This window comes from Maritimimonas sp. 2304DJ26-3, from assembly GCF_056591635.1.
Genome location: NZ_JBWQOK010000003.1, coordinates 544,893 through 559,194, shown reverse-complemented (window position 1 = coordinate 559,194; position 14,302 = coordinate 544,893). Strand labels below are relative to the sequence as shown.

Sequence of the window (14,302 nt, the reverse complement as noted above, 5' to 3'; positions counted from 1 at the left end):
TTAGAATAATTCAAATAGTGGCTTCCCTTCATTTCCATTAGGTAATTGAATGTTAAGTTTTAAACTTATTGTTGATGCTATATCCGTGATTGACACCTTCCTCACTGACTCTCCAACGGGGATGTTGTTACCATACCAGAGCATTGGCACATGTGTATCATAAGCGTAACCTGACCCATGAGTTGTACCTTTTACATCTTTCACAGCTATTTCTGAGTTCGATGATTGAATATAACCTGGATCGAATATCAAGATAACATCTCCTGATCTTTTATAATAAAAACCCTTCTGCAAGAATTCTTTTTCACCATTAAACTGATTATTAGAAAGCATATGAGCACTTATTGCGGTTTTGACCCCTTCTAAATTTACTAAATATTCTACCACCTCTCGTTGAATTATTCTCAGAGATAATCCAAGAGATTTTATTTTCTTCCTATTTAAATAGACTTGTTCTCCATCAAAATGAGAAATTAATTCATGGTTGTACTTTTCTTTTAAATAATCATTTAATAACTTCTTATATCTCTTGATTCTAGCAATTCCCGTAGGTAAGCGATGTTTTTTTAAGTATGATGCCACAGGAATGGCTGCATGATCTGAAGTTAGAAATAAAAGATATTCACCTTTACCAACATTTGTATCCAAGAAATTAAGTAAGGTTTCTATTTCTTTATCTAACCTAAGGTAGATATCTTCAATTTCTATAGATTGTGGTCCAAACATATGTCCAGCTATATCTGGTACAGAATAGCCAATATTTATTAAGTCGGTAAATTTATCTTTTCCTAAATGTTCATTTTTCATTGCCTGTAATGCGAGTTCAGTTAAAATTGAATTGCCATCAGGTGTGACCCACATCAACTGATATTCGGCATTCCTTTTTTTATAAATCTCCCTGAGCTTTTTGAAATCATATGGGAATGTTGGGCTATCCTTACCTCTTAAATTTCGCTCATGAGGATTATTATCCTTTGCGCTCATTAAATATGAGGAAATAGGATATAAAGGGTTCCAAACTTTATTCAAGTATTTATTCGGTTTATTTGCTTCATTGAAATTTGATAACCACTCAGGTAACTCATGCATATAGTAAGTGCTCGTTACAAAATTACCAGGACTTGTTTGCCAATCATACCAGTAAGCTCCATTAGCTGTATGACCTCCAGGAAGTGCAGCGCCGCGATCCTTTAATGATATACTAATAACTTTTGATTTAAAATTATTATGCATCCTTATTTGATCAGAAATGGTATTACTCATTAAATTTTTGGGAGAGATACCTTTTAGATTCACTTTTCCTGATCCGACAATAGTATAAGTAGAATCGGTGACATTATCTATTTCATCACCAATTGATCTATTATACCAACTATTACCTACTATACCATGTATTGATGGGCTTGCTCCCGTATAAATTGATGCATGACCTGCTGCGGTTACAGTAGGAATATAGTTGTAGTGCATATTCTTGAAATTATAGCCTTCACGAATTAACCTTTTGAATCCATTTTCCGAATAACGATCAGAGTATTTATAAAGTTGATCAAAACGCATTTGATCGACAACAATACCTACAACTAATTTTGTTTTTTTTGCATCATTTTTTTCTTGCCCTAAGCAAATTGTATGGATGATTAGTAATGAAATGGTAATTAGAAGTTGCTTTTTCATTTTAAGTTAATTTTTTGAGAATAGATGCTAACTGTTTGTTCTGCAACCCATCTACTAAAGTAAATTAGGTTGCCACCCTTATTAATTATTGGAGTGGTATCTTCTTGATTTGATAATGGAAGCGTGAGTTGAAAGGTTTCTTCTGTGCTTAGATTATGACCATAAATGCTAGAATGATAATTATTCTTACCATTCCTATTGGACGAAAAAAATATATAGTTTCCATCATTTGACCAACCTGGATAATTATCAATACTAGGATGGTTTGTTATTCTACTTTCTTTCTCTGTTTTGAGGTTTAAAAGCACAATTTCAGAATTCACCTGTTTTGTTTCATCCCTATAGAATTTTCTAAAAACAATTTTATTTCCATCTGGCGAAATTTGAGCATGTGTAGCTTCACCAGGATTTGTTCTAAGTTTTTTAATATTTTTTCCGAAAACATCCATTGAATATAAATCATAATCTTTTCCTCCTCTTGTTGAGTTGAAAATGATTGATTTACCATCAGGAAACCAGTAAGGATGAATATCTTTAACATTGGATCTCTTAGTTAAGTTAACCTGATTACTTCCGTCATTATCCATCATAAAAACATCGTAGTTTCCATCTCTTGTAGAAACAAATACTATTTTGCTACCATCTGGAGAGACAGATGGAGTTCTATCATTTGCAGAATTTGTGGTGAGCTGTTTAATAATACTAGTAGCTATTTCTTGCATATAGATATCATTATTACCAAGTCTATTACTGTGAAAATAGATTTTTGAATTATCTGGAGATAAAGAAGGGTAAGCATTTATTGTTTTAATAATTGCTTTTTCATTATTTTCTTGACTATGAAATATTAATGAAGAGGAAATCGATATGCAGATGAAAATCTTTTTAATCATTTTTCAGGAATTTGAACTATAAATATTTCTACATTTCCATCCTTAGTTCTTGTGCATAAAATTCTTTTGCCATTCTTTGACCACTGAGGTTTAGAAAAATAGCCGCCCTGACTATCGAAATTAGTAATACGTTTAAGCTCTGTGCCATCAATATTTATGATATAGATCTGCCATTCATTGTATCTCTCCCTTTCAGATGCGAAAGCAATCTTTTTCCCATCAGGAGACCATGCTGGCCACCCATCATGATCTGGATATTTACTCAAATTATAGGCATTCGAACCATCACGATTAGCTATAAATACTTCAGAGTTTGAATTATGGATGCCCATATCCGTATCTATTCTCCGTCTGAACGCAATCTTTCTCCCATCTGGCGATATATCAGGATAAGTATCCCATCCGTTAAAATGTGTAATTCTCTTAACATTTTTGCCATCCAAGTCCATCTCATAAAGTTCATGGTTTATGTGTCTTGTAAATTGATTCCCTTTATATGTACTGTCTGGCATATCCCTAGTACTATGGAAAATAATTCGCTTTCCATCTGGAGAAAAATTTGGATGACCATCATGAGAAGGATGATTTGTAAGATTCTTCTGATTTTTACCATCTGCATCCATAATATAAACCTCATAGTTTCCATCTCTTGTTGATGCGAATAAAATTTTTTTTCCATTAGGAGACCATATAGGAGTCTCATCAAAACCTTTAGCAAAAGTTAAACGCTTAATGTTCTTCCCATCAGTGTTCATTGTGTAAATTTCAGTGTCATTATCATTTCTATTTGACTGGAATACGATTTTGGTTTCGTCAGGTGACCAATAAGGATATGAAGTCTCAATATTAGTTACTTTTTTGACGTTCTTCTCTTGATTTTGTGAAATAACATCTAATGAAAAAAGAAAAATGAGTGCCAATAATAGAATTAATATTTTTTTCATAATGTCTTTTCATTTTGTAAATACCGTTGTAAAATCAAATTTGAATCAAAATCCGAAATATTTAATCCGAAATAATTATCCCGACTAAAAGGCGATTCAAATTATATCCATTTATTCTTACTTTAACTAATCCTTAACAAATAGAATCCATAAAGTCAATAAAAAATGACGTTTTAAATGAGAGAAGTTGAATCTATAATTATAGAGTTAGAAATAATTCTAGGACCATCAGATCTAGAAATTTAGGATATGCGAATTAGCCTTAAGGATTATATTAAAAAAAAAGTTAACTAAATTACTTAACTTTTATTTGCTATTATTTGTGTATAAATAGAACTGAATAAAATGAAAAAGCCTACAAATAATATTATTTGTAGGCTTTTGTTGCTATTTGATAGCATTTTCAGCGGAGAAAGAGGGATCAGAACCTTGTTCGTAACTAATTGATTAATATTTAATTACAAACACATTTCTCACCTACTCACCGAATTACTCACCTTTTATTTGACACTATTTACTTCTTTTTGATAGTTTAAATTTCATTAGAGTTTATTATACAATAATAGTACCTATAGAATATACCTCAAGTAAATACGCTTATTTGTTTAACTGACTTTTATCATATTTTTTTTCATCATCAAAAACGAACTTTGAGAATGAGTTTAAAACTATAAAACATGAAAAAAATATTAATACCAACAGACTTTTCAGATAATGCTTGGGATTCACTTACATATGCAATTCGTCTTTATGATGATATCCCATGCAAGTTCTACATCTTAAATACATTCGAGGTTAATACTGGCAGTGTAAACACCTCTGTTCACTCTGGGGCTACAAAAAAACTATATGATATTTTAAAAGAAGACTCTTTAAAGGGCCTTGAAAAAATAGAAAATCATTTAAAAGAAAATTTGTTAAATGACAAACATGAGTATAAAACAATTTCTGCTCATGGAAGTATTGTTTCAGTTTCAAAAGAGTTAATAATAAAAGAGAATATTGATCTTGTGGTTATGGGTACAACTGGTGCCAGCGGAATAAAAAAAGTGCTAATGGGTAGTAATGCTATGGCATTAATTAAAAATATAACTGAATGCCCTATAATTGCTGTCCCAAAAGATTTTGAATTTAGAGAACCAGAGCTTGTAAGCTTTGCAACAGACTTAAAGCAATTGTTTAAAAGTCAAGAGTTAAAACCTTTACTAGAACTTTTATTAATTCATGATCTTAATTTAGAAATTCTACATGTTAAAAATGAGAGTATATTAAGTGAAACGCAGAATCAAAATATAAATACTATTAAGCAACACTTAGGAACCAATAATGTAAACTATAAAGAAATAGATTTAGATACTTCCATATCTAATTCAATAAATGAATATTCAAAAGAAAATAAAGTAGATATTATATGCTTAACAAATTATGAACATACATTTTGGGAACGGTTAACTCATGAACCTGTTATTAAAAAGGTAGGCTTTCAAACTCAAGTACCATTATTAGTAATATCAATTTAGATGTGAATTCTTAATATGATAAATATCATAGTATAGCAATAGTATCCGCTCTACTTTTGATGGAAATAAACTCAAATGAAAACATCTCTAGTTCAAAAGTATAATGTTCCTGGCCCTAGATATACAAGTTACCCAACCGTACCTTATTGGAATAAAGAAGGAATTTCTATCAAAGACTGGAAACAATCATTGCAATTTTCATTTAAAGAAAGTAATAAAGAAAAAGGAATAAGCATTTATATTCATTTACCTTTTTGTGAAAGCTTATGTACTTTTTGTGCGTGTCATAAACACATCACAAAACGTCATCAAGTAGAAGAACCATACATAGAAACACTATTAAAAGAGTGGCAGTTATATCTAAATTTGTTTGATGAAAAACCAATTGTAAGAGAATTGCATCTTGGTGGAGGTACACCTACTTTTTTTACTTCAAAGAATCTTAGTATTCTAATAAATGAAATTGTAAATTCAGTAGAGTTACATAGAGATTATGAGTTTAGTTTTGAGGGTCATCCAAACAACACAACTAAAGAGCACCTACAAATTTTATATAATCTAGGCTTTACAAGAGTTAGTTTTGGGGTACAAGATTATAATGAAACTGTTCAAAAAGCAATTAACAGAATTCAGCCTTTTGAAAATGTAAGAAATGTAACATTATGGGCTAGAGAAATTGGTTATACTTCAATTAGCCATGATTTAGTTTTTGGGTTACCATTTCAAACGATTGCTAACGTTATTGATACTATTAAAAAAACAAATGAATTAAAGCCTGATCGAATTTCATTCTATAGTTATGCACATGTACCTTGGGTAAAAGGTGTTGGTCAGCGTGGGTTTAGTGATAGTGATATACCGAAAGGAGATTTTAAAAGAAAACTCTATGAAATTGGTAAGCATATGCTTACCAATTTAGGGTATATAGAAACTGGCATGGATCATTTTTCATTGCCAACAGACTCCTTATACAAAGCCTTTAATACAGCAAATCTTCATCGTAATTTTATGGGTTATACTACTAATCCAACTCAGTTAATGGTAGGATTAGGAATGTCTGCTATTAGTGATTCCCGGTATAGTTTTGCACAGAATGAAAAAACATTAAAAGCCTATCAAAAAAGAGTTGAGTCTGGAGAATTACCAATAACAAAAGGTCATTTACTAACTAAAGAAGATCTTATTATTCGTCAGCATATATTAAATATTATGTGTCATTTTAAGACATCATGGCAAAATGACGATCTAAAATTTAATCAATTAACAGAAGTATTAGAGAGACTTAAGGAATTGGAAAATGATGAATTGGTCTATCTATTAAAAAATGAACTGTTAGTACCAGAAGACGCTAGAGTGTTTGTACGAAATATTTGTATGGCGTTTGATCTAAGATTAACTCGTGACAAACCAGATACACAACTATTCTCAATGACCATTTAAGCTATAAGTAGATATGTGTTTTTCCTTGTCGGATATCTTCAGCAAATTCATCTATAGACTTATTGGTAAGCTCCTCTACCATTGATTTTCTTAAAGGAGCAAGTTTGTAATGCATTGGACATGGATTTTCATGACTGCAAACTGGTAGCCCAAGCATACAACTTTGAAACTTTTCTAGGCCATCAATACAATCTACTACTGAGATTAGAGAGTTTAATCTGTTATTTTTATTAAGATAAAATCCTCCATTTCTTCCTTTTGTAGAAGAAACAAGATTTTTCTTAGAAAGTAATTGTAGAGTTTTAGCTAAAAAAGGAGCTGGAACATCTATTTCGTTAGCAATTATTCTCGGGTTAAACTTTTTTATTTCGTTAGAATTTAGAGCTAAATATAGAACTCCTCTAATTGCATATGTACTTGATTTTGACAACATAATAACAAATGTAAATATAAAAAGATAAAAATATCTTTTTATATGATAAATATCATATTTTTTATGATATGTGAGCTATAGCTTTGTACAATAATTAAAAATAATAAGATAATGAAACCAAATCTAGCACTAACAATTATTATGTCACTCTCGCTACTTATTGCTTGTAAAAAGTCTGAACAGACAACAGAGCAAAGTAAAGTGATTAATAAAGTTGAAAAGCAGGAAAGCAAAGGTCAGTCAGCCGTGGTTGATGAAGACTCACAGGCAAATGCATTGCAAGTTGCAAAATCCTTAGATGATTTTACAACACTTGTAGCTGCAATAGAAGCAGGAGGTGTTGAAGATGCCGTGGTAAATGCAGGTCCTTTAACTGTATTCGCTCCTGTGAATGATGCATTTAATAAGCTTCCAGAAGGCACAGTAGAAACTTTATTAAAACCTAAAAACAAATCAAAATTGGCATTTATTCTTACAAATCATGTAGCTCCTGCCAATTTTCCAGATACACAGCTAGAAAAAGAAGCTAAAAAAGGCCGTAAGCTTTATATGGCCTCAGGTAAATATTTGGATGTAGTAAAAAAGGATGATGGATTGTATGTAGGAGGCACAAAAGTTTTAAAAACAGTAAAAGTAAGTAATGGCTGGATTCATGTTATCGGAGATGTGCTTGTTCCAGCTGATAAATAATTTAATACAAAACTAAAATAATGACAAAAAAACTATTTGGTCTTCTAGTATTATCATTAATACTATTAGCGAGTTGTGGTGGTGATAAATCAAAAAAAGATGCACCAGCTAAAACAACTGAACAAAAAGAAGTAAAAAAAGAAGAACCTATAAAAGAAGAACCAAAGGTTGAGGTGGCTTCTGAAGGGCTAAAAGCCTCTGAAAAAGTAGATTTAAACAATAAGGGGGTTGGCCCAATTAAATCTTTAACCCTTGATGCCGAAATAAATCAAGAAATGGTAGCAAAAGGAGCAGATGTATTCAAAAGAATGTGTACTGCTTGTCATAGAGCTAATAAAAGATTCATTGGCCCTTCTCCTCAGAATATTTTAGAAAGACGTTCTCCAGAATGGGTAATGAACATGATTTTAAATCCTGAAGAAATGGTTCAAAAAGATCCATTGGCCAAAGAATTACTTATAGAATTTAATGGTTCACCAATGGCGAATCAGAATTTAACTGAAGAAGAGGCAAGAGCTGTTTTAGAATATTTCAGAACATTAAAATAACCAAACAAAAATTATATAATAATGAAAACAATAGCAAAATTATTGACTTTTTTTGTCATAGTAGCTTTAGCTTCTAGCTGTGGCAATAATGGTAATTCAAATAGTACCAATCAAGGTGCTTTATCTGGCAATGTTGCAGAAAAAGTTTATGTAGCACCAGGTGAACATGACGAATTTTATGCATTTATTTCAGGTGGATTCAGTGGACAGTTAGCTGTTTACGGCTTGCCTTCCGGTAGATTATTTAAAGTAATTCCTGTTTTCTCACAAGATGCAGAAAAAGCTTGGGGTTACAATGAGGAAACAAAGCCAATGTTAAACACATCTCATGGCTTCGTTCCTTGGGATGATGCTCACCATCCAGACATTTCTCAAACTAATGGTGAATTAGATGGTAGATATGTATACATTAATGGTAATAATACACCACGTATTGCTAAGATTGACTTAACTACTTTTGAAACTACTGAGATCATTGAAATACCTAATAGTGCGGGTAATCACAGTTCGTCATATGTTACAGAGAATACAGAATATGTTGTAGCTGGTACTCGCTTTGGAGTTCCTGTTCCTCAAAAAGATATGCCAATTAAAGAATATAAAGGCAATTTTAAAGGGGCATTAACTTTCTTAGAAGTAGATCAAGAAGATGGTGGAATGGAGATTGCCTTTCAAATATTAATGCCAGGATTTGATTATGATAAGGCACACCCTGGAAGAGGTGATTCTCATGGATGGTTCTTCTTTACAACTTATAATACAGAAGAATCTCATACTTTATTAGAAGTAAATGCTTCTCAAAATGATAAAGATTTTATAGCTGCTGTTAACTGGAAAAAAATTGAAGAATATGTTAGGAATGGTGGTGGTACAAAGATGCCAGCTAATTATGCTCATAATGTGTATGATGAACACACGCATATGGCTACTTCTACAATGAAGAAAGAAGTGTTAACAGTAAATCCTGCTGAAGTACCTGGTGCAATTTATTTCTTGCCAACACCTAAATCACCACACGGTTGTGATGTGAGTCCAACAGGTGAATACATTGTTGGTAGTGGTAAATTATCAGCTGATGTAACAGTACATTCTTATTCAAAAATGATAAAAGCTATTGAAGAGAAGAAATTTGATGGTGATGCATATGGTATTCCAATTATAAATTATGAAGATGCTTTAGCTGGTTCGGTAAAATCAGGCGGTTTAGGCCCTCTACATACAGAGTTTGATGGAGAAGGAAATGCATATACAACATTCTTTATTTCGTCTGAAGTAGTAAAGTGGAAGCTTGGAACTTGGGAAGTTATAGATAGAAAGCCTTGCTATTATTCAGTTGGTCACTTAATGATTCCTGGGGGTAACTCGAGAAAACCTTTTGGCAAATATGTCTTAGCCATGAATAAAATTACTAAGGATAGATACTTACCAACTGGACCGGAAGTTACTCAATCTGCTCAGTTGTATGACATTACTGGTGAAAAAATGGAGTTGTTATTAGATTTTCCAACTGTTGGTGAGCCTCATTATGCTGCTGGTATTCCTGCTGATATAATTAAAGCTAATTCTAAAAAATTCTTCAAACTAGAAGAAAACAAGCATCCGTATGCTGTAAAAAGCGAGAGTGAAACAAAGGTTACTAGAAATGGGAATGAAGTGCATGTATATATGAGTACGATTAGAAGTCACTTTGCGCCAGACAATATTGAAGGTATTAAGGTAGGTGATAAAGTTTATTTTCATGTTACAAACTTAGAGCAGGATTATGATGTACCACATGGTATAAGCATGATAGGTGCTAATACTTCTGAACTATTAATTATGCCAGGTCAAACAGAAACGTTTATCTGGGAACCAAAGCAAGTGGGTGTTTGGCCATTCTATTGTACGGACTTCTGCTCTGCTTTGCACCAAGAAATGCAAGGTTATGTTAGAGTTTCTCCAAAGAATTCTAATATAGAGTTGTCGTGGTCATTAGACGATGAATAGCTCGCCTAGCATGGTTTGATTATTTTAGTTAAAAAAGGCTGTAATGATATTACGTTAACTTGAATTATTGCAGCCTTTTTGTTAACCTTTTCAAAAGACAAACAATGAAAAAGTCTAAAATATTAATGTTTCTAGCAGCTTTATTACCATTAGGATTATTCTTATTTCCTTTATGGAATATTACTCTAGAAGCTCCACAATATCCTACTCCATTGGGAATGAATATTCATATAAATGATTTTGCGGATGCAAATCCGCATGATATTAAGAATATCAACCTTATGAACCATTATGTAGGGATGAAGTATATACCAGAAGCCATTCCAGAATTTAAAATATTTCCTACTGGAATTATTATCACCACCATTCTAGGATTAATAATCGCTTATAAATTCAATCATAAATGGTATTTGTATTGGTTTATTTTAATGGCAGTATTAAGTGCAGCAGGACTATATGATTTTTATCTATGGGAACATGATTATGGTCATAATCTTGACCCTAAAGCTATTATGAAATTTACTAATCCTGATGGGTCTCAAATGGGCTTTCAACCACCATTATTTGGTACTAAGAACATTTTAAATTTCACCGCTCATTCCTACCCTAGATTAGGCGCTTACTTTTTAGGATTAGGAATAGCTACAGCACTAATAGCTTATCTCTTCGGTAAAAGAGAAACAAAAATGTCATAAAATGAGAACGTCAATATACTTATTGGTTTATCTATTGATACTTACAACATCTTGTTCTGTTAAACCACAAAAGATTGACTATGGTAAAGATGCATGTCATTTTTGCAAAATGAATATTGTCGATAAAACACATGCTTCTCAATTGGTTACTAAAAAAGGAAAAGCTTTTAAATATGATGCCATAGAATGTATGCTTAATGACTTAGAAAATAGAGATCAAGAAAAAATAAGTCTGCTTTTAGTAACTGATTATACCATACCTGAAAAGTTAATAGATGCTACCAATGCCACTTTTTTGATAAGTGATTCTATTCAAAGTCCTATGGGAGCTAACCTTACAGGGTTTGAATCTAAAGATAATGCCGAGAACATTATTAAAGAAAATAATAATGGCAAAATATATGACTGGATAGAAATACAACAACATTTTTACAATAACTAAAATGAATACAAACTTAATTCAAGAAACAACTGTAAATGGTTTACAGGTTTCTAAAATATTTAAAACTGATACAACAGAAACATTATTAATTACCTTAGAAAAAGGTAAAATATTCCCAAAGCATTCTTCACCAAAAAAAGCATTACTTGTTGTGTTAGAAGGCAATATAGATTTCTATATAAATAGCGAACAACTAACATTAGAACAATATAGCACTTACTCTTTTAGAGCACATGTAGAGCATTATGTGGTTGCAAATAAAAACTCTAAGTTTTTAATTATTAGATAATACATGTCTAGGACTATCATATTTATTGTTTGCTTTTTATTATCGAGTAATTATGGATTTAGCCAAATTGAAGTATGTTCAACTTGTGAAATAACATCACTAAAAGAAGCAATTTCGATAGCTAAACCGCATTCAGCAATCACTTTAAAAGAAGGAATATATAATGAACAGAATATTTTAATCAACAAGCCATTAAAAATTATTGGTGAAAACAATCCTGTTATTGATGGAAACAAAAAAGGATATATTCTTATTATCAAATCAGATAGTGTTTCAATTTCAGGTTTAATCTTAAAAAATGTAGGTCAAAGTTATACTAAAGATTTTGCAGCCATTTATATTTCAAAAAGTAAATATTTTACTATTGAAAATTCAACTTTAGAGAATGTCTTTTTCGGATTACTTATCGAAAAATCACATTACGGAACGGTTAGAAATAATCATATTTCTAGTGAGGCAATAGATCAAGCAGGTTCTGGCAATGGAGTTCATATGTGGCATTGCTCTAATATGATAGTTGAAGGCAATGACTTGCATAACCTACGCGATGGTATCTATTTTGAATTTGTGACTAAAAGTAAAGTACTTAATAATAAAAGCTACAATAATCTACGCTATGGCTTGCATTTTATGTTTTCTAATAATGATGAATATCATGATAACACTTTTACTAAAAATGGTTCTGGTGTTGCCGTTATGTTTTCTAAGTTTATTAATATGACAAACAATACTTTTTCAGAAAACTGGGGTACAGCGTCTTACGGTTTATTGCTTAAAGAAATATATGATGCAGAAATAGAACACAATACATTTAAACAAAACACTACAGGTGTATATACAGAAGGCTCTACTAGAGTGAATTATACAAATAACAATTTTGTTAGAAATGGTTGGGGCGTAAAAATTTCAGGAGCATGTTATACTAATATTTTCAAGCATAATAATTTTATGAATAACGCTTTCGATATATCGTACAATAGCAAACTCAATGACAATTCTTTTAATAAAAACTACTGGAGCTCTTATACAGGCTATGACCTTGACAAGAATGGATTTGGAGACGTTCCATATAGGCCCGTAAAGCTATTCTCTTATATTGTGAACAGAACACCAGAAACATTGGTTTTATTACGAAGTCTATTTGTAGATATTATAAATTTTTCAGAAAAGGTATCTCCTGTTTTCACACCTGATAATTTACTGGATAACAACCCTTTAATGAAACCTGTGAAATGATTGTCATAGAACACTTATATAAGAAATTTGGTAAGGTGGAAGTTTTAAAAGATCTTAATTTAACTATTAAAAGCGGTGGAATTTTTGCCGTTTTGGGCCCAAATGGTTCTGGCAAAACAACTTTGATCAAAAGTATTTTAGGAATGGTCATACCAAACAAAGGTTCTATACAAATAGGTGATGACAACATTTTAGGTAAACATAAGTATAGAAATGAAATTGACTATTTACCTCAAATAGCAAACTTCCCCAGCAATCTTACAGTTAAGGAGTTGATAAAAATGATTAAGAATTTACGATCAAAACCAACCACAGATAAAGATCTGGTTGAACTCTTCGGTTTGAAACAATTCTTAGATCAAAAACTAGGAAATTTATCTGGCGGTACTCAACAAAAAGTAAACTTAGTACTGACTTTTATGTTTGATAGTCCATTAATTATTTTAGATGAACCAACTACAGGCTTAGATCCTATTTCTTTAATTCATCTAAAAGAGATCATTCAAAAAGAGAAAGCACAAGGTAAAACGATTTTGATCACGTCTCACATTATGAGTTTTGTAGAAGAGATAGCAGATGAAATTGTGTTTTTACTTGATGGAAAAATCTATTTTAAGGGTAGTCTTAAAAAACTGCAAGAAAAAACCAATAAACAAAATCTAGAACAGGCTATCGCTACTATTTTAACAGAACAACATGCTTAAAATATTAAAATATAGTTTTTACGATCTAATGCGAAGCCGTTGGAGCTATGTCTATTTTGCTTTTTATCTATTATTAGGTTTTGTACTACTTTTTTTAAATAATGATACATCTAAGGCCGTAATAACATTACTGAATATTATTATTGTTCTAACGCCTCTCATCGGAACAGTTTTCGGGGTAATGTATTATTATAATTCGCGTGAGTTTACTCAATTATTGTTAGCACAACCTTTAAAAAGATCAACTATTTATCTAGGACAATACATTGGCGTCTCACTTTCACTCTCATTAAGCTTAGTAATAGGTTTAGGGATACCTTTTCTAGCTTACGGAGTTATACAATCTACCGCAATTTTTAATTTTCTATCCTTATTATTAGTAGGCGCTTTTTTGACATTTATTTTTGTTGCATTGGCTTTTAACATTGCCTTATCTAATGAAAATAAAATTAAAGGTTTTGGTTATGCTATTTTATTGTGGCTATTCTTAGCTGTTATCTATGACGGACTTTTTTTAATCTCTTTAGTACTTTTACAGGAGTATCCTCTTGATAAGTTTTCATTGGTTACAACAATGTTTAATCCTATAGATTTATCTAGAATATTAATCTTGTTAAAGCTTGATATTTCTGCTTTACTCGGCTATACTGGTGCCGTTTTTCAAAAATTCTTTGGCACTAATTTAGGCATGCTTACCTCCTTCTCTGTTTTAACACTTTGGGTTATTTTGCCTGTATGGAGAATTGTGTATAAATCAAAAAAGAAAGATTTTTAATTATACTATTAAGCGTATATTAATTAATAAAAA

At 31.4% G+C, this 14,302-nt stretch carries 15 protein-coding genes; 11 read left to right on the top strand and 4 right to left on the bottom strand.

Features of this window, described 5'->3' with window-relative positions:
• The 3 genes from pafA to AC1EUV_RS11245 are packed head-to-tail and all read right to left on the bottom strand — an operon-like array spanning nt 1 to nt 3,511.
• A complete protein-coding gene (pafA, locus tag AC1EUV_RS11255) occupies nt 1–1,674 on the bottom strand; it encodes an alkaline phosphatase PafA (protein WP_480198808.1) in 1,674 nt (557 codons plus the stop codon).
• Complete coding sequence (locus tag AC1EUV_RS11250) at nt 1,671–2,567, bottom strand: TolB family protein (protein ID WP_480198807.1); 897 nt, start codon at nt 2,565–2,567, stop codon at nt 1,671–1,673. The genes pafA and AC1EUV_RS11250 overlap by 4 nt, the downstream gene beginning before the upstream one ends.
• A complete protein-coding gene (locus AC1EUV_RS11245) occupies nt 2,564–3,511 on the bottom strand; it encodes a hypothetical protein (RefSeq protein ID WP_480198806.1) in 948 nt (315 codons plus the stop codon). The genes AC1EUV_RS11250 and AC1EUV_RS11245 overlap by 4 nt, the downstream gene beginning before the upstream one ends.
• 677 nt (nt 3,512–4,188) lie before the next feature.
• Between AC1EUV_RS11245 and AC1EUV_RS11240 the strand changes: the two genes are divergently transcribed.
• Nucleotides 4,189–5,031, top strand: a complete 843-nt coding sequence (locus AC1EUV_RS11240; RefSeq protein WP_480198805.1) for a universal stress protein — start codon at nt 4,189–4,191, stop codon at nt 5,029–5,031.
• A gap of 75 nt (nt 5,032–5,106) precedes the next feature.
• Complete coding sequence (gene hemN, locus AC1EUV_RS11235) at nt 5,107–6,471, top strand: oxygen-independent coproporphyrinogen III oxidase (RefSeq protein ID WP_480198804.1); 1,365 nt, start codon at nt 5,107–5,109, stop codon at nt 6,469–6,471.
• Between the two features lies 1 nt (nt 6,472).
• Here the strand turns inward: hemN and AC1EUV_RS11230 are convergent, their stop codons facing one another.
• Nucleotides 6,473–6,904 (bottom strand): RrF2 family transcriptional regulator, encoded by a 432-nt coding sequence (locus AC1EUV_RS11230; protein WP_480198803.1) that lies wholly within the window; start codon nt 6,902–6,904, stop codon nt 6,473–6,475.
• Nucleotides 6,905–7,015: 111 nt separating this feature from the next.
• Between AC1EUV_RS11230 and AC1EUV_RS11225 the strand changes: the two genes are divergently transcribed.
• The 9 genes from AC1EUV_RS11225 (at nt 7,016) to AC1EUV_RS11185 (ending at nt 14,269) form a co-directional block, all read left to right on the top strand.
• The gene (locus AC1EUV_RS11225; RefSeq protein ID WP_480198802.1) at nt 7,016–7,594 is read left to right on the top strand and encodes a fasciclin domain-containing protein; all 579 of its coding nucleotides are present in this window, start codon (nt 7,016–7,018) and stop codon (nt 7,592–7,594) included.
• A 20-nt stretch (nt 7,595–7,614) separates the two neighbouring features.
• Complete coding sequence (locus AC1EUV_RS11220; RefSeq protein WP_480198801.1) at nt 7,615–8,142, top strand: c-type cytochrome; 528 nt, start codon at nt 7,615–7,617, stop codon at nt 8,140–8,142.
• A gap of 21 nt (nt 8,143–8,163) precedes the next feature.
• The gene (gene nosZ / locus AC1EUV_RS11215; protein ID WP_480198800.1) at nt 8,164–10,128 is read left to right on the top strand and encodes a Sec-dependent nitrous-oxide reductase; all 1,965 of its coding nucleotides are present in this window, start codon (nt 8,164–8,166) and stop codon (nt 10,126–10,128) included.
• Nucleotides 10,129–10,232: 104 nt separating this feature from the next.
• On the top strand, nt 10,233–10,823 hold the full coding sequence (locus AC1EUV_RS11210) for a hypothetical protein (RefSeq protein WP_480198799.1): 591 nt from the start codon (nt 10,233–10,235) through the stop codon (nt 10,821–10,823).
• 1 nt (nt 10,824) lies between these two features.
• Entirely contained in the window at nt 10,825–11,265 is a 441-nt protein-coding gene (locus AC1EUV_RS11205) for a nitrous oxide reductase accessory protein NosL (RefSeq protein ID WP_480198798.1), read from the top strand.
• A gap of 1 nt (nt 11,266) precedes the next feature.
• The gene (locus tag AC1EUV_RS11200; protein ID WP_480198797.1) at nt 11,267–11,554 is read left to right on the top strand and encodes a cupin domain-containing protein; all 288 of its coding nucleotides are present in this window, start codon (nt 11,267–11,269) and stop codon (nt 11,552–11,554) included.
• Nucleotides 11,555–11,557: 3 nt separating this feature from the next.
• Nucleotides 11,558–12,790 carry a nitrous oxide reductase family maturation protein NosD gene (locus AC1EUV_RS11195; protein WP_480198796.1) on the top strand — a complete coding sequence of 411 codons (1,233 nt, stop codon included), beginning with the start codon at nt 11,558–11,560 and terminating at the stop codon, nt 12,788–12,790.
• Nucleotides 12,787–13,494 carry an ABC transporter ATP-binding protein gene (locus AC1EUV_RS11190; RefSeq protein ID WP_480198795.1) on the top strand — a complete coding sequence of 236 codons (708 nt, stop codon included), beginning with the start codon at nt 12,787–12,789 and terminating at the stop codon, nt 13,492–13,494. The genes AC1EUV_RS11195 and AC1EUV_RS11190 overlap by 4 nt, the downstream gene beginning before the upstream one ends.
• Nucleotides 13,487–14,269, top strand: coding sequence for an ABC transporter permease (locus AC1EUV_RS11185; RefSeq protein WP_480198794.1), 783 nt, complete (start codon nt 13,487–13,489; stop codon nt 14,267–14,269). Before AC1EUV_RS11190 ends, AC1EUV_RS11185 begins: the two co-directional genes overlap by 8 nt.
• The last annotated feature ends 33 nt before the right edge of the window (nt 14,270–14,302 follow it).